General features: G+C 69.6%; 23 protein-coding genes. 9 read left to right on the top strand and 14 right to left on the bottom strand.

Going from position 1 to position 24,660, the window contains the following annotated elements; translation table 11 throughout:
* Positions 1–463: 463 nt before the first annotated feature.
* The 3 genes from EDD27_RS38495 to EDD27_RS38485 are packed head-to-tail and all read right to left on the bottom strand — an operon-like array spanning position 464 to position 1,852.
* Positions 464–679, bottom strand: coding sequence for a hypothetical protein (locus tag EDD27_RS38495; protein WP_127936762.1), 216 nt, complete (start codon positions 677–679; stop codon positions 464–466).
* A 14-nt stretch (positions 680–693) separates the two neighbouring features.
* Positions 694–906, bottom strand: a complete 213-nt coding sequence (locus EDD27_RS38490; protein ID WP_127936761.1) for a hypothetical protein — start codon at positions 904–906, stop codon at positions 694–696.
* Positions 907–916: 10 nt separating this feature from the next.
* Positions 917–1,852, bottom strand: a complete 936-nt coding sequence (locus tag EDD27_RS38485; protein ID WP_127936760.1) for a YncE family protein — start codon at positions 1,850–1,852, stop codon at positions 917–919.
* Positions 1,853–2,095: 243 nt separating this feature from the next.
* Between EDD27_RS38485 and EDD27_RS38480 the strand changes: the two genes are divergently transcribed.
* Complete coding sequence (locus EDD27_RS38480) at positions 2,096–2,503, top strand: hypothetical protein (RefSeq protein ID WP_127936759.1); 408 nt, start codon at positions 2,096–2,098, stop codon at positions 2,501–2,503.
* A gap of 222 nt (positions 2,504–2,725) precedes the next feature.
* On the top strand, positions 2,726–4,222 hold the full coding sequence (locus EDD27_RS38475) for a hypothetical protein (protein WP_127936758.1): 1,497 nt from the start codon (positions 2,726–2,728) through the stop codon (positions 4,220–4,222).
* 33 nt (positions 4,223–4,255) lie between these two features.
* Here EDD27_RS38475 and EDD27_RS38470 read toward each other — a convergent pair whose 3' ends face one another.
* The 3 genes from EDD27_RS38470 to EDD27_RS38460 all read right to left on the bottom strand — a co-directional run bounded on the left by EDD27_RS38470 (position 4,256) and on the right by EDD27_RS38460 (position 5,612).
* On the bottom strand, positions 4,256–4,471 hold the full coding sequence (locus EDD27_RS38470) for a hypothetical protein (protein WP_127936757.1): 216 nt from the start codon (positions 4,469–4,471) through the stop codon (positions 4,256–4,258).
* Between the two features lie 207 nt (positions 4,472–4,678).
* A complete protein-coding gene (locus EDD27_RS38465; protein ID WP_127936756.1) occupies positions 4,679–5,194 on the bottom strand; it encodes an aspartate carbamoyltransferase in 516 nt (171 codons plus the stop codon).
* Positions 5,184–5,612 carry a MarR family winged helix-turn-helix transcriptional regulator gene (locus EDD27_RS38460; RefSeq protein ID WP_127936755.1) on the bottom strand — a complete coding sequence of 143 codons (429 nt, stop codon included), beginning with the start codon at positions 5,610–5,612 and terminating at the stop codon, positions 5,184–5,186. Before EDD27_RS38460 ends, EDD27_RS38465 begins: the two co-directional genes overlap by 11 nt.
* Before the next feature lie 155 nt (positions 5,613–5,767).
* On the opposite strand from EDD27_RS38460, the gene EDD27_RS38455 reads away from it, so the two are divergent.
* The gene (locus EDD27_RS38455; protein ID WP_164903983.1) at positions 5,768–6,601 is read left to right on the top strand and encodes a TIGR04222 domain-containing membrane protein; all 834 of its coding nucleotides are present in this window, start codon (positions 5,768–5,770) and stop codon (positions 6,599–6,601) included.
* A gap of 440 nt (positions 6,602–7,041) precedes the next feature.
* Here EDD27_RS38455 and EDD27_RS38445 read toward each other — a convergent pair whose 3' ends face one another.
* Positions 7,042–7,998 (bottom strand): hypothetical protein, encoded by a 957-nt coding sequence (locus EDD27_RS38445; protein ID WP_127936753.1) that lies wholly within the window; start codon positions 7,996–7,998, stop codon positions 7,042–7,044.
* A 129-nt stretch (positions 7,999–8,127) separates the two neighbouring features.
* Between EDD27_RS38445 and EDD27_RS38440 the strand changes: the two genes are divergently transcribed.
* Both EDD27_RS38440 and EDD27_RS38435 read left to right on the top strand, forming a co-directional pair.
* A complete protein-coding gene (locus tag EDD27_RS38440) occupies positions 8,128–9,228 on the top strand; it encodes a sensor histidine kinase (protein WP_241564895.1) in 1,101 nt (366 codons plus the stop codon).
* Positions 9,168–9,797 carry a response regulator gene (locus tag EDD27_RS38435; RefSeq protein ID WP_127936751.1) on the top strand — a complete coding sequence of 210 codons (630 nt, stop codon included), beginning with the start codon at positions 9,168–9,170 and terminating at the stop codon, positions 9,795–9,797. Before EDD27_RS38440 ends, EDD27_RS38435 begins: the two co-directional genes overlap by 61 nt.
* A 211-nt stretch (positions 9,798–10,008) precedes the next feature.
* Here the strand turns inward: EDD27_RS38435 and EDD27_RS38430 are convergent, their stop codons facing one another.
* A complete protein-coding gene (locus EDD27_RS38430; protein WP_241564482.1) occupies positions 10,009–10,791 on the bottom strand; it encodes a Yae1 family protein in 783 nt (260 codons plus the stop codon).
* Positions 10,792–10,853: 62 nt separating this feature from the next.
* Complete coding sequence (locus EDD27_RS38425) at positions 10,854–11,441, bottom strand: TetR/AcrR family transcriptional regulator (RefSeq protein WP_127936750.1); 588 nt, start codon at positions 11,439–11,441, stop codon at positions 10,854–10,856.
* A 132-nt stretch (positions 11,442–11,573) separates the two neighbouring features.
* Between EDD27_RS38425 and EDD27_RS38420 the strand changes: the two genes are divergently transcribed.
* On the top strand, positions 11,574–12,551 hold the full coding sequence (locus EDD27_RS38420) for a hypothetical protein (RefSeq protein ID WP_241564481.1): 978 nt from the start codon (positions 11,574–11,576) through the stop codon (positions 12,549–12,551).
* A 37-nt stretch (positions 12,552–12,588) separates the two neighbouring features.
* Here EDD27_RS38420 and EDD27_RS38415 read toward each other — a convergent pair whose 3' ends face one another.
* Both EDD27_RS38415 and EDD27_RS38410 read right to left on the bottom strand, forming a co-directional pair.
* Positions 12,589–14,379 (bottom strand): ABC transporter ATP-binding protein, encoded by a 1,791-nt coding sequence (locus EDD27_RS38415; RefSeq protein ID WP_127936748.1) that lies wholly within the window; start codon positions 14,377–14,379, stop codon positions 12,589–12,591.
* A 43-nt stretch (positions 14,380–14,422) separates the two neighbouring features.
* Entirely contained in the window at positions 14,423–16,012 is a 1,590-nt protein-coding gene (locus tag EDD27_RS38410; protein WP_241564480.1) for an ABC transporter transmembrane domain-containing protein, read from the bottom strand.
* Positions 16,013–16,288: 276 nt separating this feature from the next.
* On the opposite strand from EDD27_RS38410, the gene EDD27_RS38405 reads away from it, so the two are divergent.
* Complete coding sequence (locus tag EDD27_RS38405) at positions 16,289–19,123, top strand: SpoIIE family protein phosphatase (RefSeq protein ID WP_206641840.1); 2,835 nt, start codon at positions 16,289–16,291, stop codon at positions 19,121–19,123.
* A gap of 164 nt (positions 19,124–19,287) precedes the next feature.
* Positions 19,288–19,908, top strand: a complete 621-nt coding sequence (locus EDD27_RS38400) for a hypothetical protein (protein WP_127936746.1) — start codon at positions 19,288–19,290, stop codon at positions 19,906–19,908.
* 1 nt (position 19,909) lies between these two features.
* On the opposite strand, the gene EDD27_RS38395 is transcribed toward EDD27_RS38400, so the two are convergent.
* Positions 19,910–20,962, bottom strand: a complete 1,053-nt coding sequence (locus tag EDD27_RS38395) for a BtrH N-terminal domain-containing protein (protein ID WP_127936745.1) — start codon at positions 20,960–20,962, stop codon at positions 19,910–19,912.
* Positions 20,963–21,371: 409 nt separating this feature from the next.
* Between EDD27_RS38395 and EDD27_RS38390 the strand changes: the two genes are divergently transcribed.
* Entirely contained in the window at positions 21,372–23,543 is a 2,172-nt protein-coding gene (locus EDD27_RS38390; RefSeq protein WP_206641839.1) for a DUF6055 domain-containing protein, read from the top strand.
* Here EDD27_RS38390 and EDD27_RS58030 read toward each other — a convergent pair.
* Positions 23,540–23,665 carry a hypothetical protein gene (locus EDD27_RS58030; protein WP_277750785.1) on the bottom strand — a complete coding sequence of 42 codons (126 nt, stop codon included), beginning with the start codon at positions 23,663–23,665 and terminating at the stop codon, positions 23,540–23,542. The two genes, EDD27_RS38390 and EDD27_RS58030, sit on opposite strands and share 4 nt — an antisense overlap.
* A gap of 177 nt (positions 23,666–23,842) precedes the next feature.
* Positions 23,843–24,652: a hypothetical protein gene (locus EDD27_RS38380; RefSeq protein ID WP_127936744.1), complete on the bottom strand. Its 810-nt coding sequence runs from the start codon at positions 24,650–24,652 to the stop codon at positions 23,843–23,845.
* Positions 24,653–24,660: the final 8 nt, after the last annotated feature.

Below are 24,660 nucleotides of genomic sequence, written 5' to 3'. Positions count from 1 at the left end.
ATCGGCAATTTACAGCGGCTCGCGCTTGTAGAAGAGCCAGTACCCCTTGGGTACAAGGGGAATGGCTCGCACGCACTTATAAGTGTTGTAGTAGGTTTTTCCGTGAGCCAGGCAGCTCGATTTAGTCTTGAACCTTATTTTGGACTTGTACCAGGAATCAGCGTGCGCCGTTCCCGACGGTGTGCCCGTGGCTGACGCTGCGCTCGCGGCCGACACTGCGCTCGTGGCCGTGAATATGGCCAGGCCGGCGAGGGCTGCCACCGAAATTCGGCGAAGCATTTGACTCCTCTTGATTCTGAATACTGATGCCGAGCTGCCGGACCGCATGAGCGATGACCGACACAAATGAACATTACAGATGTGCGGTATATCGGCGGTATGTCTGGTCGCCACGAGAGGCTGTGATGCAGCAAAGGAGACCGGGGAGTGGGTGACGTACAGCAAGACGAGGTACGTGCCGAGCTCAGGGCAAGGACAGTGCGATGAGGGCAGCTGCGCCGAAGAGCAGCGTGGCGGGGATCTGCGCGGCTTGGAGTTGCGGTTGGCGCGGTAGATCGCTCACGAACGCGACGACAGTGATGGAGATCGCGCTGGCGACCAGCGCAGGCCACGAGTCCACCTCGAGCAGCTCCAGCAGTTCCATTGCCACCAGGGATACGCCGAGCAGGATCCAGACCACGTTCGGTCTGCCCACTATCGCGTGGCCAGGTAGATGAGGGCGGCGAGGAATACGACAAGGGCCTGGCCGCGGCCGTCCTCCATGCTCAGAACCGACAGCACCATGGCCAGCAGGCGCACCAGGTTGGCCATCGGTGTGCGATGAACGTCAGCACATTGCTCATCGACAACCTGCGTGGCTGCGAGGTCTCGGCAGCGTTGTTGATGGGCGTGGAGGGCGTCTGCCATGACGCTGAGGTTACGGGCGGCGGACGATTGTCGTGTACGTGTCGAGAACGCGCATGCCCTCGTTCACCCTGCGCCAGCGGTAGGTCGCGGCGTTCCTATGGGGTTTGCCGAACACTCTGGTCAGGAGATCGAGGTGATTCGCCCGGTCCCAGACCAGTCGCAGGGCGTATTCGCCGGCCGGGAGCTTTGTGGCGGATCCGGTCGATGCCCCGGTGGCGATGTCCCGGAACCGGACGTAAGACGTGCCGCCGGTGCGGTCGATGTAGGCGACGGTGGTGCCGCCCATGCGCAGTGGGCCGGCCAGGTCTGAGGGCTGTGTACCGCGGCGTACCTCGGCCCAGGTCTCGGCCGAGTAGACCACGACCTGGACTGGATGGCGACTGGCGAGATCGTCCCACTGACAGGCGAGCAGATACTTGTTGTCCGGGCTGAAGGACAGGTGCATCCGCGTGGGGAACGTGTGCTTTTGCCCGGTGACGGTGTCCACCACCCGGGGCTGCGTGCCGGTGGTTTTCCAGGGGTTGGGGGAGATGATGGCGAAGCGGCCACCGGGGGAGAGGCTGAGCCATTGGATGTCGGGCGACCATTTCTCTCCGGGCACGGTGCGGACCTTGCCGGTGGTCACGTCGCGGACGAGGAGGGCGTCGTCGCTCAAACGGTAGTAGGCCACCATTGATCCGTGCGGTGACTGGCCGATCGGTGCGGGGGGCGAGGTGCCGGGCCGGAACATCCTCGCTTCCGGTAGGCGCAGCACCCGGCCGCTTCGCAGCCATAGCCGCCACGGGGCGCAGTGTTCGTATTCGTCGTACTTCCTCTTTCCCGGGCACGTGGAATCGGCATGGCGAAGGTAGTCTTTCCGCGCGACGCCGTACGCTGTCGGCTGCAGCACCGTGACCAGCAGCGGGACCGTGGCGATGAGAAGGGTTAATCGTCGAGCCGGCGTCATCGCAGCCCCTGATTGTCTGAGGACAGATGGGTCTCGATTATGCATGGCAGGTGCCCCCGATCCCGATGTCGCTCCACCTGCGATACCGGATCCAATGGCACGCGATACCGCCCGCACGTATGGCTCCTCCAGCCGAGGACATAGAGCGCGCGCGCCGCAGCCTCGCTCGGCATCGACCCCGACCGCGCCGCCCAACTCCTCGGCGTCACCCAGCACCACGCCGCCTCCTGACGGTCGCCGCCCGTGCCAGCCGCCCACACTTCCGGAGCATTTGGCCGCGTCCTCGACACTTCCGCGCTCGCGCAAGCGACCACCGGCAAAAGCATCTACGCTCGCACCCTCATCGAGCTCGCGCTCGCCTCCGGTGCCAACACGCTCCTCATCCCCGTCACCGCCTACATTCAGGCCCTCGCCGAGATTCCGCAGGATTTGCGTTGGACGCCGATGCTGCTCACCACCAGCCCCGGCGTACACCTCGACCTCATCGAGGACCGCGAGAAAGCACACGAGATCGCCGACCTCGGCGCCTCCGACCCCGCGCTCGCGCACGTAGCCTGGTGCGCCCTCCAATACGGTTGGCCGCTCGTCACCGACCGGGGTCCTGAGCTCCTGCGGATCTCGCCCGATCTGCACATCGAAGCGCTGCCTTGAACCGACCAGGGCATCAGTCATGACTGCCACCATCGTGCCGCACGACTGCAAGCAGTAGCTTCATCCTCCATTGCGGCAAGCCGACGACGCCGGCATCTACCGGCCCCGTCGGGTTCAACCTTTGCAGCGAACATCAACTGGCTGACGTCTTCGACTCACGGTCACAAGCCGATCAGGAAAGTCGCACGACACCGCAGCAAGATCACCACTACAGTGTCGCGAATGGTACGGAAGTGGCGGAAGACCAGCCCCTCGATCTACCAGCACCTGCGTGACGGCGGCGGCGAGGACCTGCCTGACGAGGCCGGGAGGCCGGGGCCGAGGTGGGCGCCGGGCGCGCAGGACGGCGTGCTGATCTACCACTGGGGCGGCCAGGCCGACGAGGAGGAGCTGCGGCGCCTGTCCGCGGCGATCGCGACGCTCAAGCCCGGCACCGTACGCGAGGCGATCGGGGAGGCCCGGATCGTCGCCCTGGTGGACTCCCTGCTGTCCGAGGTCCGTTCCGCCGATCTGGACCCCAACGGAATCTACGACCTCGGGTACGCACTGGCCACCGAGTCGAGCGAGCGGGAAGCCGTCAAGCTGGGGATCGCACTGCTGGGCCTGTTCGACGCCGCCCACCACCGCGACGAGCTCATGACGCTCGGCCGGCACGACGAGTTCACCCTGTTCGCGTTGATCGCCCTGAGCAACACCGAAGGCGACGCGACCGCCGACCTGTGGGCGCTGGCCAGGGAGGTGCACGGGTGGGGGCGCATCCACCTGGTCGAGCGCTTGGCCCAGGCGCCCGATCCGGCCGTGCGCGAGTGGATCGTGCGCCAGGGTTTCCGCAACGCCGTGATGACCGGCTACCTCGCCGGAACGGCCGCCGAAGCCGGCGACCTCGCCGGCAGGCTCGCCGGGGCGCCCGACGACGAGCTGCTGGAGGCAGCGGGCGAGATCCTCACGACACTTACCGAGGAGGGCGGGCCATTCGCCGGCATGGCCGGCTACCAGGAGGGCAGGCGGGCGGCCGAGCTGTATCTCGGCCACATCGACGCCCGCACCCGCGGCTTCGGCCCCGCCGAGCGGCCTGACGTCGGGGGCCTTCGCCACTTTCTGTACGTTCACGCCCTGCGCGGGTACGCCGCCGAGCACTGGCCCGAGCTACTGCCGCAGTGCGAGGAGATCCTGACCCGCCCGGTCTGGGCCGAGCTGGCGCCCAGCGCCCTGGCCACCGCAGATGACGACTTCGCGTTCGGCCGTGCCGTACAGGTGTGCGAACTACTGGGTATCCCGACTTCCGAGGCCCTGCGGGAACGCCTGCGCGCCGAGCCGTACGGCGACGCGCACTGGCACGCCCTGATGCGGCAGGCGACACCGCAGAACGTGGACGAGGTTCTCACGCTGGCCGCAGAGCTCCTTCCACTGGCCGAGATCGCCTCCGGACCGGGAGAGGAGGACGGGTTCGGCCCGCGGTTCCGCGCCCACCGCGCCCTCGACATGCTCCTGCAGAGCCTGGACGCCTGGCCGGGACGCGGCTGGCCGCTGATCGCCGCCGGCCTCGTCAGCCCCGTCGTCCGCAACCGTAACCTGGCCATTCGCGCGCTGGCCGCGTGGGACCACGCCACGCTGCCGCCCGAAGCGCGCGCCGCGGTGGCAGCGGCCCTGCACGCGGAGCCGGATTCCGCGGTACGCGAGCGCCTCGAGCGCCTGCACGAGGGGCGCCCGCAGCCGTAGTCAGGGGATTCGCGCGAGTCGCCGGAGGTCCGTTCAGCCGCGGGAGCCGCGGCGCCGTACGATCGCGTCGCTGATCTGGCGTGCTGCTTCGAGCTCGGGCGCCACCCAGCGCAGGCCGGTGTCACCCACCTCCGCCGGCTCGGCGATGGCCTGAGGCAACGGCTCCTCATCCAGGCCGGCCCGCCACGTCGCCGGGTCCGGTCGCTCCGGCAGGTGCTGGAATCGATGGTTCCGCGCCTTGTCGCTCATGTTAGAGATGACGGCCCTGAGCCTCCTGGAGTTCCTCGCCGGATCATGAATTCCCTCGCACACCCACAAGGCCCAGGTTCGAGGAACTGTTCACCAACCACGTCCTAAACGGTACGGGAGTAAAGTATACCACAGGTTGGCAATGTGCCCCTTTTAGGTATCTTCTGAGGGTGGCCTGCGAGGGCGGACGTGCCCCTCAAGCGGGCTTTATCCGTGTTCGGCGTGCTGCCCGTGGTCGGAGACCTGGGCGTCGAACCAGGCGTGCAGCGCCTTCACCAGGGAAGGTTCGGAGGTCGTGTAGGTGATCTGGGCTCCGGCGGGGTGCTCCGCGTAGCGGATGTCGACCTGGTCGTGGCCCTGTTCGAGCTCGCGCAGGCCGGGCATCTCGCCGCCGTGGATGGACGCCGGGTCGCCGTAGTCGCCCCTGCTGAAGCCCGCGGCCTCCTTGGTCAGGTGCTCGCGAATGAGCTTGACCTGCTGTGCGTCGACGGGGTCGTCGGCGGTGACGGTCTGCAGACCGCCGGTGGCCGACTTGGTGAAGCGGTGTGTGGTGCGCTCCAGGTCGAACGGCATCACTTGCTGACTCTTGGCCGCGATCTCTGCCTGACGGGCGGCCTGTGCCTGCGGCCGGTCCTGGCCGACGAACACGTATCCGGCCGACGCGACGGCGATCGCTGCGACGCCGGCCAGCAGCAGCGGGATGCGTCGATTCTTAAGGGTCATCTATTGCCTCCGTGAGGATTTCCAGGGCGTGCAGGACGCCGGTGCGCTCGTTCTCCGGTACGCGGTCCAAGACCGCGGCAAAGCGGGCCGCTCTCGCCTTGGCCAGTTGCTCCGCGGCGTTCCTTCCGGCGGCGGTGAGCTGGACCAGCACGCCGCGCCCGTCGTCCGGGGCCGGGATGCGCTCGGCCCAGCCTCGGTTGATGAGCTGGGTGACCAGGCGGCTGGTGGTGCTCTTCTCCAGGCGCAGCCGCTGCGTCAGCTCGCTCTGCCGCAGTGCGCCGTCCCTGGCCAGCTCGCCCAGTGCATGCGCTTCCGAGACCGGGATGGGTCGGCCGCAGGGGGTCTGGTCAGGCTGGTGGAGGCCGAAGGCGCGGACGAAACGGCCCACGGCTTCCTGAAGTTCACGCTCATCCGCCATGGTTCGACCATACAACCATCTTGTTGTATGGCACAACTAGATGGCTCCAGTGGAACGGGTTTCTCCACGTGCTCGTCGACCGGGCAGATGGGCAGGGCGCGTGGTCGGGGCAAGGGTGCCGCGCTGACGCCCTCAATGGGTATCAGGGGTGTGTGATGCTCGTCGCTGCCGTTGTGATCGGCTCGTTATTCCTGCTCTTATGGCTGTACGTGGCCGTGCTCTACGCGCAGGGGCTCTGGGCGCTCCGCGGGGCCAAGCGAGCCGCTTCTGCTCCGAATCGGCTTTCCCCGTACGAATTGGCGTGGATGGCCGGGTGGGGCCGTCGGGTCGGCGAAGCCGTGGTGGCCGGTTTGATTGATCGTGGGGCCGTCGGGATCTCTCGGGCTGGAACGGTCACCGCGGTCAGCGGCGCCGTTGTGGACGACCCCATTGAGCGGGCGGTCCTCGGCCTTCTGTCGATGGGGCCCGTTCCGGTATGGGAACTGCTTCCCCAAGTGGCGAAGGCCGAAGAGGTGGTCTCGCTGGGTGCCCGCATGGCGAAGCGAGACCAGGGCCCGCCGGAGAGGATCTTTGACCGGGTGCATCTCCGGGGGAGACGGATCGTTGATCACGTCGAAATGATCAACGCTGTGCTCATGATCGGTCTGGTCCTCGACGTCCTGGTTCTCGTTGCCGGACTGTTCGCTTTGGCGGTGCCTGAGGAACGGGAGACGACGGCAGGGTTCGTCCTTTTTGCCCTAGGCTTCGCGGCTTTGGCTGGAATCTCCTTCTTCTTGCTGGAACGCCTCGATGGCCGTGGCAGGTCGATCGAGCGGAGGGTGAGGGATTGTCGCTACTCGTGGATCCATCAGCATGACAATGGGGAAGGGGGGCCGCGCGTGGCCTATGCCGTGGCGGTCGGCGGGTTCGATCGGATCGAGGATGCCGAGTTGCGCCAGGCGCTGATGGCCGTCCCGCCGCGCCCGCCGTCTCTGCCGCGTTCGCAATAGCCGGTCGACAGCCGCCGTACCTCTGCCAGCTGTTCTCGCGGAGAGAAGGCTCCGCCAGCGAGCGCAGCATCCCAGGCAGGGCCTCAACGAGATGGCCCCGGCGTCGGTGCTGAAGGCTGTCACGTTCACCAGGTGAAAGGACTGCCAGCGCCTGGGCGAGCCGGCCTGCCGCCACTCGCGCCACCCAGTGAGGCGTCGAACAGCGCCCGCTGCTGGAAGGCGATCAGGAAGGTCTCCGCCGCGGCCTGCGGCACCACATTCCGGACCTGCCGTGGTCGCCCATTCCCTCGCTGTGGCCGACGCGGTGCGAAAGGCGGGCGGTTTCGTCGTCGCCGTGCGGGTCGAGCGGCCAGGTGTTGCGGAGCAGCCACCGGGCACATCTTCCCGCGTATCGCTACTGTCTGCACGACCGCCGAGGTCCTCGCAGCCCTGGACTGAGATCAGTGCTTACGGCGCTGGTGGTACGAGACGGCGGCAGTCGCAAGTGCGGCGCCCCAGATCGGCCAGAAGCATTCCGGTAGCCAGGCACCCCATTCGGCCAGCGCGAACCGGCCGGCGATGGTCCACCTGACATAGGTCAGCCCGGCCACGGTGACGATGATCGAGACGAATCCGGCGGGCACGACGGCCAGCAGCGGCGGCACCCGCCGGCCGCTCAGCACTGGCAGCCAGCGCGGGAAGACCTCGCCCCACCGCTGGGTCAGCCCGAGGGTGAGCACGCCGCCGAAGGCGCCGAAGGTCGCCAGGTACGCCCCGAACAGCCACAGGCCGTCCTCGCCCTCGGCCAGGAACTCCTGGCTCACGCCGAGCGGAATGCCCAGTGCCCATGCCCACCGGGTCACGCAGTACAGCAGCGGCACCGCGATTGCCACGTACACGGCCCGGCGTCCTCGCTCAGGGGTGAACCAGTTCCTGTAGCCCCGGCCGCGGGCCAGCGCCGCGGCGGCCAGCAGCAGCCCGCCCACTACGCACACCAACTGGTTGAGCACCGGCCATGGCCAGGCGTCGGCGAAGGTGGCGCCGCCCAGGCTCCAGCCGAAGACCGGCGCGATCAGCAGCAGCGGCGTGTAGGCGACGCCCATCATGAGCCTGGAGTCGGGGATCACCAGGATCAGGATGGCGGCGATCGGCCAGGCCAGGAACAGCGGGACCTTACTGTCCCTCCTGGCCGTCAACGCCGGCGCCGTCACGGCGGTCAGCAGCGCGAAGGCGGCGATCCACCAGCCGAAACGCGGTGCCGTGCCGGCCAGGATGGACAGCACCCGGTCCGGGTCGGGGTCGGAGGGGCCCCAGGGGTAGCCGGGCATGCCCAGCGCCCACGCCGCGCCGAGTACGCCGTAGGCCAGCGCCCACAGCGCCGCCGCATAGCCTCGCAGGTCAGAGGTGATGGTTCTCATGTGATCAGCGTCGCGGGGCGGCGGATTGCCGGGGAGATGCCGTTCGGCACTGCTTGCCGCCGGTGAACGTGCCGTTCGGCACGTGGGGGAGGCTCTGAAGAGGGGCGTATCGTCGCTCGGGTGAGCGTGATGCCGGTCATTGTTGCCGTCGTGTCGGTGGTGGTCGCTGCCGCGGTGGCGGCCACGGCGTTGTTGCGGCCGGGCTTCAGGGCGCGCCTGCCTGTGGCTACTTGGGCGGTCGCGGCTCTGTCGCTGGCCGTCACGTTGGTTCACGTCGTCGGTGGGGCGCCGTTCCAGCCGGGGGTCGACGTGCTCGGGATGGCCGAGAGTGCCGTTCTCATGGTGCTGGTCGGCCTGGTGATCCGGTACGCGCCGCCGCGGTCGGCCGTACCGGCTGCGCTCGTGGCCGGTGTGGCGGCGGCGGTGTGGATGCTCCGCGTCTTCACCCCGGCCTCGCCGTTGGAAGGGGTGGGTGTGTGCGCGTTCTGGGGGCTGGGCGTGCTCCTGGCCGCCGGAGTGGGCGCCTACCTGCGCTTTCTCGACGTACGGCAGGACCGCGCGGTGGCCGATGCCCGCACCGCCCTGCGGTTGCGGCTCGCCAGAGACCTGCATGACTTCGTCGCCCACGACATCAGCGAAATGGTGGCGCACGCCCAGGCAGGCAGCGTCGCCGGCGATCCGCGGCAGGCACTCGAACGTGTCGAAGCCGCAGGTCAGCGGGCCATGTCGATGCTGGACCGTACCCTGGACATGCTCCACCACGAGCAGCCCCGCACTCTCGTCAGTGACCTCGGCAGCGTCCGCGAAGCCGCCGAACGTTTCTCCGCCGCCGGTCCTGCGCGCGTCCACCTGAGCATGGACACGGCTGTGACGGCTCCGGCGGAGACCGCGGCGCTGGCGTACCGGATCCTGATCGAAGGACTGACCAACGTCCGGCGGCACGCCCCTCAGGCCAGTCGAGTGGACGTCGGCATCCGTGACACAGGCGGCGTCCTGGAGGTCGCGATGACGAACAACGGCGTCAGCCGAGCCCGGGGCAGCCGGCGCGGCGGGTCGGGGCTGGCCGGACTGGCGGCGCTCGTCCAGGCGCAGGGCGGCGAGCTCGTCACGCGGGCCGTACCGGACGGGTGGTCGCTGACCGCCCGACTGCCGCTGGCACAATCGCCCGAGTGGTCACCCGAATCCTCATCGCCGACGACCAGGAAGGCATCCGCAGCGCCTTCCGGCTGATCCTCGACGCCCAGCCCGACATGACGGTGGTGGCCGAGGCCGCCGACGGACGTACCGCGATCGACACCGCCAAAGCGATCCGGCCTGACGTCGTGCTCGCCGACATCCGCATGCCCGGAGCCGACGGCATCGAGGTGACCCGCGCTCTCGCCGGGACCGGCATTCGCGTGGTGATCGTCACCACGTTCGGGCTCGACGAGTACGTCCACGCGGCCCTGGGGAACGGCGCCGACGGGTTCATACTCAAACGCTCCGGTCCGACGCTGCTCATCGAGGCCATCCGGGCCGCGATGAACGGTGACATGCTCATCAGCCCACAGCTCACCGTCCGGCTGCTCCGTGAGCGCGGCCTGCCACGCGAGATGCCGAACGTCGTGCTCACCGAGCGCGAAGACGAGATCGTGGCCATGGTCGCGTACGGTCAGACCAACGCCGAGATCGCCGCGGAGCTCTTCCTCTCGCCTGGCACCGTCAAGAACCACATCGCGTCCATCCAGCGCAAGACCGGTGCCCGGAACCGCGTCGCCATCGCCGCATGGGCCTGGGCCACCGGCAGAGCCGAACCATGAACTACGGCCCTGAGGCGGTGAACGCTGTCCAGTCGGCGCGGGTCATGGCGTACATGCGGGCGGGCGAACCGTCGCTCCCAGGGGACCAGCGCCAGACGGGGAAGTGAGCAGCTCTCGCACAGAGCCGGAGCCTGCCGCTTGCACGCGCACGGCTCCGGCCTCAGCGGCGGACGCTGCTCGCCTCCGTCGGCGACGGGGCTCTGGCGTTGCGCTAGTGGGGTTGTCCGTTCGGTTCGTTGAACAGGTCTTGGAGGGTCTCGGCGGTGGCTGCGCGGGTGGCCCAGGTTTCGAGTTGGGCGAGGTTCGTGCAGGTGGTGATCCGGGTGGTCGTGTCGTCCGGGACGTCCAGGCCGCGGGCGGCCAGGACGAGCAGCAGCAGCCTGGCGGCCTCCTCCGCCTTGCCGTCCGCTCTGCCCTCGACCCTGCCTTCCGCTATGCCCTCCGCTCTCCCGATGGTTTGGCCGTCTTCGAAGCCGCGGCCGTAGTGTTCGCGGGCGACGGGGTTGTAGGCCGGCCATGCGGTGGGCGTCATGATCTCCCTGAGGGATCGGATCTCGGGCGCGGACTCGCTGTAGTCGGTGATGGCCGGGATGTTGTCCGTCTCCAGCACCTGGGCCTGGAGGCGGTAGCCGGTCAAGCCTGAATCGATGGGCTGCGCATAGTGGGCGGCTATGGCGCGGTCGGGGCAGATGACCAGGGTCGTGACATCGCAGCCCAGCCGCAGCCACAGGGCGGCGGCATTGCGGGCGAGCTGCCGGGGAGCCTTGGACTTGTCCTGCTGGACCTCCACGATGATGGCGTGTGCGGGGGTCTGCGGTTTTCCCAGGACAATGACCAGGTCTGCGTCGATTTCCCCCGACGGGCGGGCGTTCTGCAGGCAGACGGGTGGGGTGGCGGGGAGTTCGACGCCTAGGAGATCGCGCAGGATGTCCACCGCCAGTCGAGGGCGGTCACGGAACAGCTGGAGGAGGCTGTCGTGTTGAGGGGAGGGCATGCCACTCATTGTCACATGGCGAGTACGGAAAGTGATATTGATTCGACTGCGGAAGGTCGTGTTCAGCTCTGGGTGGGGCCGCGGCCGCGTACCAAGGGCAGGTACACCTCGTCGATGATGTCGACGAGGACGTCGTCGGGTACGGACGGGGCGCCACGGGTGACGTACTCGTTGCGTAGCAGCGCGATCGGGATCGTGGCGACCCTGGGGTGGAGGGCCTCAGGTGGGGCCTCGCCGCGGGCCACCGCTCGGTCCAAGAGCGTCAGCCACATGTCGCTTCCGCCGTCGTTGGCGTGCTCGTGGATCTGTGTTCGCAGGTCGGGGTCGTCGCCGATGCTGGACAGCAGGCTGCGGAGTATCTCCCCGTAGGGGGAGGACCAGGTGCCGTTGGCGCGGCGTAGGAGCTCCAGAGCGTCGTCGCGTAGCCGGCCGGTGTCGGGAAGCTCCACGTGTGTCCGGGCCAGCTGTCGGTAGGCGGCGACGGCCAGGGCGGCGCGGTTGGGCCAGCGGCGGTAGATCGCATTCTTGTTGGTGCCGGCGCGGGCGGCGACCTTGTCCATGGCCAGGCCGGGGTAGCCGGATTCGATGAGCTCGTCGGCCGCGGCCTGAAGGATGGCCTGCTCGACCTCGGCTCCGCGCCGTCTGATCATTCTGCTCCTTCTCCTCTGGGGTACTCATCGTACCGGATTCGGGGTACGGTACGTACCGTACCCGCATTGGAAGGAGGCCTTGCGATGCGAGGCAAAGGGATCGCGTACGACACCGGATTCATCAACGCGGGGGTGAGCACGCGTGAGCACTTCGTCCCCGACGTCGTCCGGCGGGAGATGCGGGTCATCCGCGATGACCTGCACTGCACCGCGGTGCGCATCACCGGCGGGGACCCGGATCGGCTGGAGATCGCCGCCCGGCACGCCGCCGATGCGGGGCTTGAGGTCTGGTATTCGCCGTTCACCTGCGGCTTGACCCCCGACGAACTGCTCGTGCTCATCGCCGACTGTGCCGAACGCGCCGAGCGGCTGCGCCGGGAGGGAGCCGATGTCGTGCTCGTCACCGGGTCCGAGATGAGCCTGTTCAATGTCGGGTTCCTGCCCGGCGAGACCCTGGAGGAGCGGCTTGGCCTGATGGCGGCGCCGGAGCGGCTGCGTGAGGCGCTGCCGCTGGTTCCCGGTCGCGTCAATGACTTCCTCGGCAAGGCTGTCGCGGTGGTGCGCGAGCGGTTCGGCGGGAAGGTCAGTTACGCGTCGCTGCCGTTCGAGGGGGTCGACTGGACGCCCTTCGACATCATCGCGAGTGATGCGGGATATCGGGCCCCTGAGATCGCCCACCGGTTCCGGGATGACATCCGCGCGTTCGTCGCGCAGGGCAAGCCTGCCGCGGTCACCGAGTTCGGCTGCGCCACTTTTCGTGGTGCGGCTGATCTGGGCGGGCGTGGCGCGTCGATCGTCGAATGGGGCGAGGATGGCAGGGCTGTGCGGGTGAACGGTGATTACGTTCGAGATGAGCGCGAGCAAGTCGCCTATCTGCGCGAAGTGCTGGACGTCTTCGAGGCCGAAGGTGTCGACACCGTGTTCTGGACGGCGTTCGCCAGTTATCACCTGCCGCATCGCGATGAGGCCCGCGGGGATCTCGATATGGCCAGCTATGGGGTGGTCAAGGTGCTGGAGGGCCGGCTCGGCGAGGCTTACCCGGACATGCCGTGGGAGCCCAAGGCCGTCTTCGAGGTTCTCGCCGACCGCTACCGGGGAGGTTCGTCGTAATGCTCACCGAGGATGTCGAGATGTCACCCTGACGCCGTCAGCCGGAAGGGTGATTACGCGCTCGATCTGCTCGGTCGGGTACGGCGTGGTCCCCGTGCCAGGATCGCCACAGCGCCGCGTACGTCCCCCCGGCCGCCACCAGCTCCTCATGTCCACCGAGCTCCACCACCCGCCCCTCCTCCATGACGGCGACCCGATCCGCGTCACGAGCCGTCTGCAGCCGGTGCGCGATGGCGATCACCGTCCGGCCCTCCAGGACGGCGGCCAGCGCCCGCTCCGTATGCCGCGCCGTCCGCGGATCCAGCAGCGCGGTCGCCTCGTCCAGCACCAACGTGTGCGGGTCGGCCAGCACCACCCGGGCCAGGGCGAGCTGCTGGGCCTGTGCTCCGTCCAGCCGGAAACCGGCGGCTCCCACCTCCGTGTCGAGGCCGTCCGGGAGCTCGTCGATCCACTCCCAGGCGCCCACGGCGGCGAGTGCCGCCCGCAGTTCGGCGTCGCCGGCCGAGGGGGACGCGATCAGCAGGTTGTCCCGCAGCGTGCCGAGGAACACATGGTGCTCCTGGGTGACGAGGACGATCCGCCGTCGCAGCTCGGCGGGGTCCACGTCGCTGATGGGAACCTGCCCGACCGTCACCGTCCCGGTCCGTGGCTGGTCGATGCCTGCCAGCAGCCGCCCCAGCGTCGTCTTCCCGGCTCCCGACGCCCCCACGATCGCGAGGCGTTCCCCTGGCCGCACCACCAGGTCGACTCCGTGCAGCACATCGTCGCCTCCCTCGTACGCGTACCGCACCCCCGCCACCTCGATCAGATCGCCGTCGGGCACCGGACGGTCCCGGGGAGGGAGCACCGGCGAGGGCACCTGGCCGAGTCCTTCGACGCGGGCGAAGGAGGCGCCGCTGCTCTGTAGCTGGTCGATGCGCAGCAGGATGGTGTCCACTGGCTGGGAGAGTTGCCGGAAGTACAGCGCGGCGGCGATGACCGCGCCCAGGCTCATCAGCCCGCGCTGGTGCAGCACGGCACCGGCCAATAAGACGCCCACCACGGGGATGGTGTAGGACACGTCCACGATCGGGAAGAGCACGCTACGCAGGAACAACGTCCGCGTCCTGGTGCGGCGGCACGTCTCGATCGCAGCGCGGCAGACCGCGATCCGACGCTCCCGCAGCCCCAGCGCCTCCACCGTGCGTGCCCCGGCGGCCGTGGCCGTGAGCTGCTCCGCGAGGGCCGAGTTGGCCTCACCTTCAGCCAGGTACGCCGGCAGCGCCCGCCGCAGATACCACCGCACCGCGAACCAGATCCCCAGCAGCCCCACCAACCCGATCCCGCCGAGCAGCGGGTCGAGCACGAAGACCGCGCCCAGGATGAGCAGCGCCTGCACTCCGGCGATCAGCACGTCGGACCCGGCGTCGCGCACGGTCGTGCCCACCGCCACCACGTCGGTGGTGCCGCGCGCGGTCAGGTCGCCCGTGCCGGCCCGCTCGATCACCGAGGCGGGTACGGCGAGCGCCCGGTCGGCGTACTCCTCCCGCACACGCGCCAACGTGCGCTCCCCGAACCGGTGCCCGACATAGCTGGCAAATCGCGTCAGGAGGAGCTGGGCCAGCGCGAAGACGAGGATCCCGAGCGCCAGCCGATCCACCGTGCCGACCCCCGCACCGGCCTTGACCTCGTCGATGATGCGGCCCAGCAACCACGGCCCGACCAGCCCTGCCCCGGCGGCGAGCGCGTTGAGGGCGAGCATGGCGGCGAAGGCCCGGCCGTCCTGCCGGATCAGCCGCACCATGGCGCGGCGCACCTGGGACGGCGCGGCTACAGGCAGCGCCCTCATGACGCCGCCGACGCGTGGCGCACCTGACCGGCCACGGGCGCTCTCATGACGCCGCCATGCCGCGCGACACCAGCAGCCGGTAGCCGGGATGACCGGCCAGGAGGTCGCGATGGCTGCCTGTCGCCGCGACCGTCCCGTCCACCAGGTAGTAAACGGTGTCCGCCTGGTCGAGCACGAGCGGCGACGTGCTGGTGACGACCGTGGTACGGCCCGATCGTGCGGCGCGGAGCCGGCCCGCGACGGCCGCCTCCGTGTGCGCGTCCACCGCCGACGTGGGCTCGACGGCCAGCAGCGTTTCCGGATCGGCCAGCAGCGCCCGCGCCAGGCGAACGCGCTGCCGCTGGCCGCCCGACAGGTTGCGGCCCTGCGGATCGATGGGGGAGTCGAGCCCGTCCGGCAGCCCGCGCACGATGTCCTGGGCCACCGCCGCGTACAGGGCCCGATCGATGGCCTCGTCGCCGGGGTCGCCCTTCCCTGAGACGACGTCGCGCAGCGTGCCGGCGAACAGGTCCGCCTCATGGTCGGCGACGAGGATGCGTTCCCGCACCCGCGTGAGATCGATCTCGTCGAGGCGGATCCCGCCCCACGTCGCGGCCCGCTCGGCGAAGGCGAAGCGGCCGAGGCGGCCGAGGCGGTCGACCACCGCCGCCGACTCCGCCGGCCGGGCGCTGACCAGCGCGGTCAGCTTTCCTGAGGCGATCTCCACCCCGGACTCCGGATCACACAGCGGGGCCGCCGTCGACGGCCCGTCGGCGTGCCCGCTCGCGGCCGGCGTCAGGGACAGGAACTGGACGACCCGGCGCGCGGCGACGAGTCCGCGGCTGAGGTCGTACCCGCCCTCGATGAAGAACGAGACCGGCACCACCAGCACGGCGGTGTACCCGTAGACCGCGACCAGCTCGCCGACCGTGATGTCGCCCTGGACGGCCATCCGCGCCGCCAGCCACGTCACGGCCCCGATGAACAGGGTGGGCAGGCCGACGCCGAGCGCCTGGATCCAGCTCGTCACCGCCCCGACCCGGTAGCCCTCCGCCCGTAACTCCTGGGAACCGCGGCGGTAGCGCTCGGCGTACACGTCCTTGCCGCCGAGCCCGTTGAGCACGCGCAGCCCTCCGGCGATGTCCACGAAGCGGGCGGCGAGGGCGCCCTGCCGCGTCCGGTATGTCGTCTCCACCTTGCCGAGCCGGCCCAGCAGCGGCCCCGCCAGCAGCACCAGCAGCGGTACGCCGGCCAGCACCACCACGGCGAGCAGCGGCGAGACGGTCAGCAGCAGCACGGCCACGACGATGTACGCCAGGACGGCCCCGACGCCCGGGCCGGTGATGGTCAGCGTCTGGGCGATCACCGTGACGTCGGCGAACCCGATCGTGACGACCTCCCCGGCCGTGACCTTGCGCGACAGCGCCGCGCCCAGCCGGGTGGCGTGCACGACCACGGCCTCGACGGTGCGGAAGGCCGCGTGCATGCGCACCCGGGTCATCGTGCGATGCCGCATGATGCCCAGCCACGCGTTCACCACCCCGACGCCCAACAGCGCCGCCGCCCACCCCGCCAGCGCGGGCCGGCGCCCGGGCGTCAGCCCGTCGTCGATGGCGCGTGACAGCAGGTACGGCGGCAACGTCAGACCCACCATCCACGTGGTCCCCAGCACCGCCCCCGCAGCACACCGGCCACGCTGGGTGCGGACCAACCACCAGAGGTATCGTCCCGCGCTACGAAAGTCCGGTTTGCCCGCCTCCATGATCCGCAGTCTAGTAAGCCGCCCCGCGAGGCCTTCCCGGACAGGGATGTGTCTCCCATCTGGTGATTGACAGCCATTCGCTACCATGAGTCGAGGTTGCTGTTTCGCCGGTGCCGTGATCGGCGCGGACACCGTACTTCTTCTGTCGCGACACGGGGGGCGAAGAGGATGGCGATAGACGACGCCTTCGCAGCCGTGTCGGAAGAGGAACGGCTGCGGATCCTCGCCGCCGCCTGCGCCGGGCTCAGCGACATCGAAGTCCTCCAGTACGCGCTGGACCAAGCGGTCGCCGACCTGCACGCGCTGAGCGGCATGGTGCATTGGCGCGGCCCCGCCGGCAGTCAGGCGTTGCGCCTGGTGGTCGCCGCCGGGTTGCCTCCGATGGACCTGTCGGCGCAGGAGGACATACGTTCTGCGATCTCCCGCGCGCTGGACGACGGGGTGCTGACGTACCTGCCCGTCACGCTCGATACCGGCAGGACCCACACCGTGATGCTGACGGCGGTCCCGCTGAGCGGCACCTCCGACACCTCGCTCGGCGTCCTGTCCGTGCTGACCGACGGGCCGGCCGAACCACCGAGCGAGCGGCGGGCGTTCCTCCAAGCACTGGCCTCCTGGGTGACCGAGCGATGCCGCACTCCTGAGCCGGGCGCGGGCCCGTCCCGCCTGTGGCAACCAGGCCACCTCGAGCAGGCGATGCCGGCGGTCAAGATCGGATCCTGGGAATGGGACATCCGGACCGGTGAGGTGTACTGGGACGGACCCGCGCTGAAGGTGATGGGCATCGACCCCGCCGCCACCCCGCACACCATCGACTCGTGGGCGAACATCGTGCACCCGGAGGACCTGCCCACGGTGATGGCCGCGGTCGAGGAGGCCGTTCGCGCCAAGAGCCTGTACGAGATGGGCTACCGCGCCTGCCGACCGGACGGCACCTTCGGCTGGATGCACGCGCGCGGCCGCGTGATCCTGGACGACGACGGCGAGCCGGTACGCATGGTCGGCACGATCTGGGACACGACGGAGGGCCGCGTCGCCAGAGAATCGGCCGCCCGCGCGCTGCAGTACATGCGCGACGCCTTCGTCATGGTGGACAGCAAATGGCGGATCATCTTCGCCAACCTCGACGGCGAACGCCTCCTGGGCGGCACCGACCTGCACGGCCAGGAGTTGTGGGACCTGGTCGCGGGCGAAGTGCCCGACTTCCGGGCCCGATGCCTCAGAGCCGCCGCCGACCGCACGCCCGCCGGCTTCGACCTGCAGTGGCCGACCGATCAGCGGTGGTACCACGTACGGCTGGTGCCGGTGCCGGACGGCCTGACGTTCTACTTCGCCGACGTCACCGAGGAACGCCTCCGCGACGCGGAACGCGCGGCCGCCGAGCGCGCCACCGCCGAGCGGGCCGCCTGGACTCAGGAGCTGACCCGTACGTTCGGCGAGGCAGTGAGCGCGCGAGACGTGATGCGGGTGATCACCGAGCGGGTCCTGCCGCCCTTCGCCGCCACCGGACTGCTGATCGTCACGGTCGAGCACGATCACCTGCACATCGTCGGAGCCGTCGGCCATCCTCCCGGCTTTCTCCGCCGGATCGAGCAGCACGCGCTCGCCGACCGTTCCGTCCTCACCGACGTGCTCCAAACCGGTGTGCCGGCCTTCATCGAAAGTCGTGACCAGTGTCTGGACACCGACCTCCTCGAGGCCGACGCGGGCATGAACGCCTGGGCGCTGCTCCCGCTCGTGGTTCCCGGGCACCCCGGCGGCTGCTGCGTGATCTCCTTCGAGCGTCCGCACCCGTTCACCGGCGAGGAACGCACGCTGCTCACCGCGCTGAGCGGGCTGATCGCCCAGGCCCTGGCACGGGCCCGCATGTACGACGCGGAGCATGCGCGCGCCGAGGAACTGCAGCGTCTCCTCGTCCCGCACGACCTGCCGTCGCTGCCCGGCGTCACCGCCGCGGTCCGCTACCTGGCGGCCGGCGCCCCGGAGATCGGCGGAGCCTGGTACGACGTCATCTCGCTGTCCGCGGAGCGGGTGGCTCTCGTCATCGGCGACGTCAAAGGGCACGGCGTGCCGCAGACGGCCACCATAGGACGGCTGCGTACGGCCGCGCGCACTCTCGCGGGCCTTGAGCTGCCCCCCGACGATCTCCTCGTCCACCTCAACGACCTGGCCAAAGAGCTGGGCGACCACATCAACGTCACCTGCCTGTACGCCGTGTACGACCCCACCAGCGGCGACTGCGCCCTGGTCAACGCCGGGCATCCACCGCCCGCCGTCGTCCACCCCGACGGCACCGTCCAGGTCCTGGACACCTCGCCCGACCTGCGGCTCGGCACCGCGGAGCCGCCCTTCAGCACGGTGGAGCTTCGCCTGCCCGACGGCGCGCTCTTCGTGCTCTACACCGACGATCTGATCGAGTCCGGGACCCGGGGCATGGACGACGGCATGGCCCGGCTCACGGGGCTCCTGGCCGGTGCTCCCTCTCGATCCCGGAGCGATCTGGATCGGCTGTGCGACGACGTCGCCCACGGCATGCGGCCCGTACGCCAACCGGCCAGCGACGGCGCCGCCCTGCTCATCGCCCGCACCCAACGGCTGGCAGCCGAGGACGTCGCCTCCTGGTTCTTGCCCGAGGACCCGATCGCGGCCGGCCAGGCCCGCGATCACGTACGGGAGCAGCTCGCCGACTGGCACCTGGACGACCTGGTGCCGACCACCGAACTGATCGCCAGCGAGCTGGTCGCCAACGTCATCCGCCACGCCAAGGGCCCGATCCGGCTCCGCCTGCTCCGCAGCCGCACCCTCGTGAGCGAAGTCTCCGACGGCAGCCAGACCACGCCCAGGATCCGCCGCGCCGCCGCGATGGACGAAGGCGGTCGCGGGCTGCAACTCGTCGCCGCCGTCTCCCAGCGATGGGGGACCCGCTTCACCGCCGACGGCAAATGCATCTGGGCCGAACAGCCCCTGCCACCCACTGAACCCGCCGGGCACGCGCAACGTTAACCGGTCATCCGGATGGAGCGCATGCAGGGGGCACGATGTCTCGTAAGGCAGCGGCGGGCTTGATGCTTCTTGCGGCGCTCGGAGCCGCCGGTTGCGGCTCTACCCCGCCCACCGGTACGGCCTCCGCGCCGGCTGATCCGACCGTCAAATGCCATGACCATGACGTGCCGTTACGGGTGCTGGAGAAGCCAAGACCGGCAAGCGAGCTCGGGCCGACCGGCCGGGAGGCGTTGAAGGGGGAGGAGGTCCGGCGCATCGACGATCTGCCCACCTGGACGATCGTCGAGGAGAGCGACACGCGGCTGGCGCTCATCAGGGAGCTCGACGAACCACAGGCGGAACGTCAGGGGCTGGTGTTCACGCACGAGTTCCTGGCCGTCGAGCGGTTCGGCAGTCCCGGCCCGGACGGCCGGCCCGGCTGGCACATGAGGTCGTCGGGCCGCTGCGATCTACGGAAGGATCTCGGAGAGCTGGGCGTGGCGGATGTGACCCTCGACCCCGCCGCGCGGCCCGCCAAGGCGGCGCGGGAGGTCCGGCTGCTGGTCACCGAGCGGGCGTGCGCGAGCGGGCAACGTGCGGACGGCCGCGTACGGCTGGCCGGCATGGAGACGACGGCGACGGAGATCCGCCTGATCATCGGCGTGGCCGAGGCCTCCGGGGCGGTCCGGACCTGCCAGGGCAATCCGCCGACGCCGTTCACCGTGCGACTCGACGAGCCACTCGGCGACCGGGTGCTCGTCGACGCGTCGATCCATCCGCCACGGCGGATCCCCGCAGGCGGGTAGATTACCGCCCGTCCGGGTCGGTCAGTTCGCCCAGCCCTTCGACGGCCACTCGCAGGACCTCCACCCCCGCCTCCTCCAGCCGCACGGCCTCCGCGACGAGCTCGGCCAGTTCGGGGAACGACGTGCGGGCGGCGGCCACCCGCGACCACTGCTTGCCCGCCTCCCGGTAGACGGCCGCGGCCTCGGCGTGGCCGGTCTCGGCCAGGAAGTCGGCATACAGCGGGCGGGTGGCGCCGGGCGCGGTGTACTCGACCTCCAGGCAGTCCCGCAGCCGGTCCAGCACCGGCCCGGGATCGTTGCCGAACCGGCGGGTCCAGCCCTGCTTGCCGGTGGTGTCGGCGAGCTGGGCGGCCAGCTTGCGCATGCCCGACAGCCCGAAGTTGACGTCGAAGCTGTTGCCCAGCACCGGACCGGTCAGCTTGGAGACGGTGTCCCTGATCGCGCCCGTCACGTCGGGCGCCCCGGTCGCGGGACCGGTGACCTCGATGAGATGGTGCTTGGACTTCTTGATGGCCGACCAGGCCGCCATGAAGCCGGCCAGCGGCAGCTCGGCCGGCTCGTCGTCGTGCACGTGAACGGTGTCGCCGCTGAGGCCGGTCACCACGACATCGACCGGGTCGGGGAACGGCAGGTCCGGCCGCCAGGGCAGCTGGAAGCGGCCGACCCGGCAGATCGGCTGCCGGCCGGCGGCGAGCGCGGCCCGCAGGTGACGCTCGGCGACCTTGGGGGAGCCGGTCTGGCGGCTCTCGTACGGGATGCCGGCCCTGTCCAGCGCCCGCGGGATCATCGGCTCGGGATGCGCCTGGGCCACGATCGTCAGCATGGGGGCGTGGCCGGCGTACTCGAAGACGAAGTACATGAACCCGATGCCGCCGCCGAGCCCCAGCAGCATGGCCTCGGAGCAGCCGCCGCCCAGCACGCGCCGCAGCAGCGCCGACTCGTGGTGGTGGCGCTCGGCGCGGCCGGCCACGTGGCGGTGGGCGGTGGTGTAGGACTCGCCGGTCTTGGCCATGCGCTCGCGGACCCGGCGCTTGAGATGCTTGTGGTCGGTCATATCGCTCCCGAGGCGGCCTCGCGCGAAGGACCCACGCTCCGGCTGCGCGACCCGCCGTCCGAAGAGAACCGACACGATCGAAGGTGTCGCCCCGAGGACATCGATCCCCTCTGCCTTCGCGTGCGCCGCGTGGCGTGGGCACGCGGTCAGAAGGTCAGGCGCAGGACGGCGCCGCCTTTACGTTACCGTACGGGCGGGCACGCCGGTGGCGTGTAACTTTCACTCCCGCCGGGCGGTGCCGCACAGCTCACGACGCCGCACATTGACCGGTGAAGCACGCCGCCTTGACATCGCCAGTCGGCGTCTCGACACTCGGAGCCGCCTTGCTATGTGACATACCGATGGCGCAGCGCACAGGCATGTTAGCGCTACCAGAAACCTGGCCTTCCACAGTTGCGGAGGTTCTGCAGTGAGACGATTGCGGGCGGCGACGGTCGCCCTTGTCATGCTCCTCAGCGCGTTATTCCTGGCCCCGCCGCCGGCCTCGGCGACCGGCGCGCTCCTCGCCAAGACGGTCTACATCCCCTCCCGCTGGCAGAGCACCGGCGAGGTGCCGTGGGTGCCCGAGCGTACGAAGGAGTCGGCCAACTTCATCCTTCTGTGGGGCGACCGGTCGGGCACCGACCCGCGCAACGCGCCCACGCAGTACCGCTTCGACCCCGACAACATCCTCAGCCAGCTGGAGAGCCTCTACACCTTCTACGTGAACACCATGAAGTTCACGCCGGAGACCGGCCTCCTGGCCCAGCACAAGATCATCGTCATCATCACGAGGACCTGGTCGAACGCCCCCCTCGACGCGTGGGCGACAGGCGGATCGACCGACGGCAGGGTCGGCGTCATCAACATCGCCCCCGGCGCCGCCCAGCCCGGGTCCTGGGGCCTGGCCCACGAGCTGGCCCACGTGTTCCAGAACTACACGTTCCTCGGCCGGTCCGGATACGGGTTCACGCATCCGAGCGCCGGGACGTTCTGGGAGGCGAGCGCCGAGTTCATGGCGATGCAGGTCTACCCGAAGACGGCCGCGGGCGACCTCACGAGATTCATCCGCACGGAGAACCTCGCCTACAGCAGCAGCCGTCACCACTACGGCGCCTGGATGCTCGCGCAGTACATCAAGGACCGCGACGGCCTGGCCATGTTCAACCGCATGTGGAACGAGGCCAGGAACACCGAGCATCCGCTGGAGACCTACCGCCGCATCGCCGGCATCGACCAGGCCGAGCTCAACCGCCGCCTCGGCGAGTACGCCCAGCGCAACGTGACCTGGGACTACTCCAACCGGGCCGACTTCATGCCGTTCATCAACAGCCTCTATCCGTTCGTCACCGCCTACAACGGCGTCAACGTGGAGGCGGTCAACGCCTCGGCCGGGCACTTCCGCATCTCCGACGCCCTCGCACCCTCCGACTACGGCTACAACAAGATCCGCCTCGTGCCGAGCAGCGACGGCGCCCTCATCCGGATGCGCTTCCGCGGCCACGTCAACTCCACCGCGCAGTCGGGCTGGTCGTACGGGTTCGTCGCGGTCAGGAACGGCGTCCCGCGCTACGGCCCCATCCACAGCTCCTCCAACGGCGAGGTGACCTTCCAGACCCAGCCGGGTGAGAGGGACGTCTATCTCGTGGTGCTCGGCGCCCCGGGGACCGTGCACAAGTACGCCTACCTCGACGGCTACCCGAAGAACTACCGCTACCCGTACCAGTTCCGCCTGCAGGGCGCCACGCCGTGGGGCTTCGAGCCGGGTCATGTGAAGCCGCCCGCGCCGGGCAACGGCCACTGGCACTCCAACGGCGGCGGCTGGGTGGACAATCGGGCCAACGTGGCCGCCACCGCCTATGTCGGTCCGCGTGCCGCCGTGTACGGCAACAGCACGGTCAGCGGCAACGCCCGCATCGAGGACCTGGCCTGGGTGAACAGCGGCGCCACGGTCGGCGGCAGCGCCGTGGTCAAGAACAGCGCCCTGGTCCAGGGCGGGGCCAACCTCAGCGGCAACGTGGTCATCGGCGGCGACGCCGAGCCGGCCACGGCGTGCGGCTCGGGGACGTACCTGATGTTCAACCCCGACCGGCGCTGCGACGGCGGCCCGGGGGAGACGGACGTGAACCCGCCGCACCCGATCTTCAGCGACAACGACCTGGCCTTCGGCACCGGCGGCGGGGATCCCACGCCGACGCCCGTCAACCTGGCCGCGAACGCCACGCCGTCGGCCTCCTACACCTCGCCGTGGGAGACCGTCGCGGCGATCAACGACGGCGCCGTGCCCAGCCCGCGCTGGGGCACCTGGCCCGAGACCGGCACCCAATGGGCCGAGCTGACCTGGTCGTCAGCACAGACGATCAAGTCGGCGGAGGTCTACTTCTTCGACGACGGAGGAGGGGTGCGGGTCCCCGCCTCGTGGAAGCTGCAGTACTGGAACGGCAGCGCGTACGTCGACGTGGCCAACCCGAGCGGATACCCGATCGCGGCCGGGGCCTACAACCCGGTCACGTTCACCGCGGTCAGCACCACCCGGCTCCGGGTCGTGCTGCAGAGTGGCCAGGCCTCGGTCGGGCTGCTGGAGGTACGCGCCTTCGGCTAGGCGAGCCGAAGGCCGGCGGGCCGCATGATCGCGGTGGCGAGGCTCTGGACGAAACGCATGATCAGAGCCTCGAGAAGAACCAGGGCGGCCTTGGCGAGCAGCGAGGCCAGGAACTCGGACAACTCTCTACCTCACGGGGGTGTGAAACTTCTACTTAAGGCATATTTCGGTAGAAAGATGTACATATGGGTATGATCAATATATCTATTTGGTGAACAGTCGGTGACCATTGCGCGCCCGGGCCGCTGAGAATGATCGCGGCCCGGGCGCGTCACATGCACGCGCGGCCGTGTGGCGCGCTACTTCTTGCCAGTGGTGCCACTGGACGCCGACGCGGTCCTGCTCGCGGCGGTCTTGCGCCCACCGGTGGTGCCGGCCTTGCTGCCGCCGGTCGTGCTCGTCTTGCGCCCACCGGTCGAGGCGGTCTTGCTGGTGGTGCTCGTCTTGCGCGCTCCGGTGGTGGCGGCCTTGCTGCCGCCGGCCGTGCTCGTCTTCCGCCCACCGGTTGAGGCGGTCTTGCTGGTCGTGCTCGTCTTCCGCTCGCCGGTCGAGGCGGTCTTGCTGGTGGTGCTCGTCTTGCGCGCTCCGGTGGTGGCGGCCTTGCTCCCGCCGGTCGTGGTCGTCTTCCGCTCGCCGGTGGTGGCGGCCTTGCCGCCGCCCGTTGTGGTGGGCCTGCTCCGTGAGGTCGTCGTCCCTCTCGTGGAGGCGGTGGCCCGGGTGCTCGGTTCCGGCCGGGCGGCCGGTGTGAAGCCCGGGCGCGCGCCGGCCTGCTGCTGGCCCCGCCGTCGTTGCGCGATGATCGTTCCTGCCCCGATGGCGGCCGCGACCGGCCACTCGACCACGCCCAAGACCGCCATGGCGCCGAGCGCCCCGTAGTAGGCGATCTTCTCGGGCGGCGGGAGGAACGTCCGGGCAATGTCAACGTAGTGGCCGAGCTCCTGCCTGCTGACGCGCGGCATCGCCATGTGCGGCATCTGCATACGCGGCATCTCGACGTGTGGCATCCGGAGTTCGGGCGGACGGACCTCGACGCTGAGCATCGGCAGGTCCAGCGTGAGCAGCTGAGGCGCCTTACCGTTGCCGCGTGCTCGCGTCTGGGTGGCGTTCATAATCCCTC

This window comes from Nonomuraea polychroma (assembly GCF_004011505.1).
In the GTDB taxonomy this organism is placed as follows: Bacteria; Actinomycetota; Actinomycetes; order Streptosporangiales; family Streptosporangiaceae; genus Nonomuraea; species Nonomuraea polychroma.
Note: the sequence above shows the minus strand (reverse complement) of the source record. Positions and strands in the feature narration are given on the sequence as shown.

Coding starts and splice junctions, on each gene's coding strand:
- EDD27_RS38490 (WP_127936761.1), bottom strand. CDS start 906: ATGGCAGACGCCCTCCACGCCCATCAACAACGCTGCCGAGACCTCGCA.
- EDD27_RS38485 (WP_127936760.1), bottom strand. CDS start 1,852: ATGACGCCGGCTCGACGATTAACCCTTCTCATCGCCACGGTCCCGCTG.
- EDD27_RS38475 (WP_127936758.1), top strand. CDS start 2,726: ATGGTACGGAAGTGGCGGAAGACCAGCCCCTCGATCTACCAGCACCTG.
- EDD27_RS38470 (WP_127936757.1), bottom strand. CDS start 4,471: ATGAGCGACAAGGCGCGGAACCATCGATTCCAGCACCTGCCGGAGCGA.
- EDD27_RS38465 (WP_127936756.1), bottom strand. CDS start 5,194: ATGACCCTTAAGAATCGACGCATCCCGCTGCTGCTGGCCGGCGTCGCA.
- EDD27_RS38460 (WP_127936755.1), bottom strand. CDS start 5,612: ATGGCGGATGAGCGTGAACTTCAGGAAGCCGTGGGCCGTTTCGTCCGC.
- EDD27_RS38455 (WP_164903983.1), top strand. CDS start 5,768: ATGCTCGTCGCTGCCGTTGTGATCGGCTCGTTATTCCTGCTCTTATGG.
- EDD27_RS38445 (WP_127936753.1), bottom strand. CDS start 7,998: ATGAGAACCATCACCTCTGACCTGCGAGGCTATGCGGCGGCGCTGTGG.
- EDD27_RS38440 (WP_241564895.1), top strand. CDS start 8,128: ATGCCGGTCATTGTTGCCGTCGTGTCGGTGGTGGTCGCTGCCGCGGTG.
- EDD27_RS38430 (WP_241564482.1), bottom strand. CDS start 10,791: ATGCCCTCCCCTCAACACGACAGCCTCCTCCAGCTGTTCCGTGACCGC.
- EDD27_RS38425 (WP_127936750.1), bottom strand. CDS start 11,441: ATGATCAGACGGCGCGGAGCCGAGGTCGAGCAGGCCATCCTTCAGGCC.
- EDD27_RS38415 (WP_127936748.1), bottom strand. CDS start 14,379: ATGAGGGCGCTGCCTGTAGCCGCGCCGTCCCAGGTGCGCCGCGCCATG.
- EDD27_RS38410 (WP_241564480.1), bottom strand. CDS start 16,012: ATGGTGGGTCTGACGTTGCCGCCGTACCTGCTGTCACGCGCCATCGAC.
- EDD27_RS38405 (WP_206641840.1), top strand. CDS start 16,289: ATGGCGATAGACGACGCCTTCGCAGCCGTGTCGGAAGAGGAACGGCTG.
- EDD27_RS38395 (WP_127936745.1), bottom strand. CDS start 20,962: ATGACCGACCACAAGCATCTCAAGCGCCGGGTCCGCGAGCGCATGGCC.
- EDD27_RS38380 (WP_127936744.1), bottom strand. CDS start 24,652: ATGAACGCCACCCAGACGCGAGCACGCGGCAACGGTAAGGCGCCTCAG.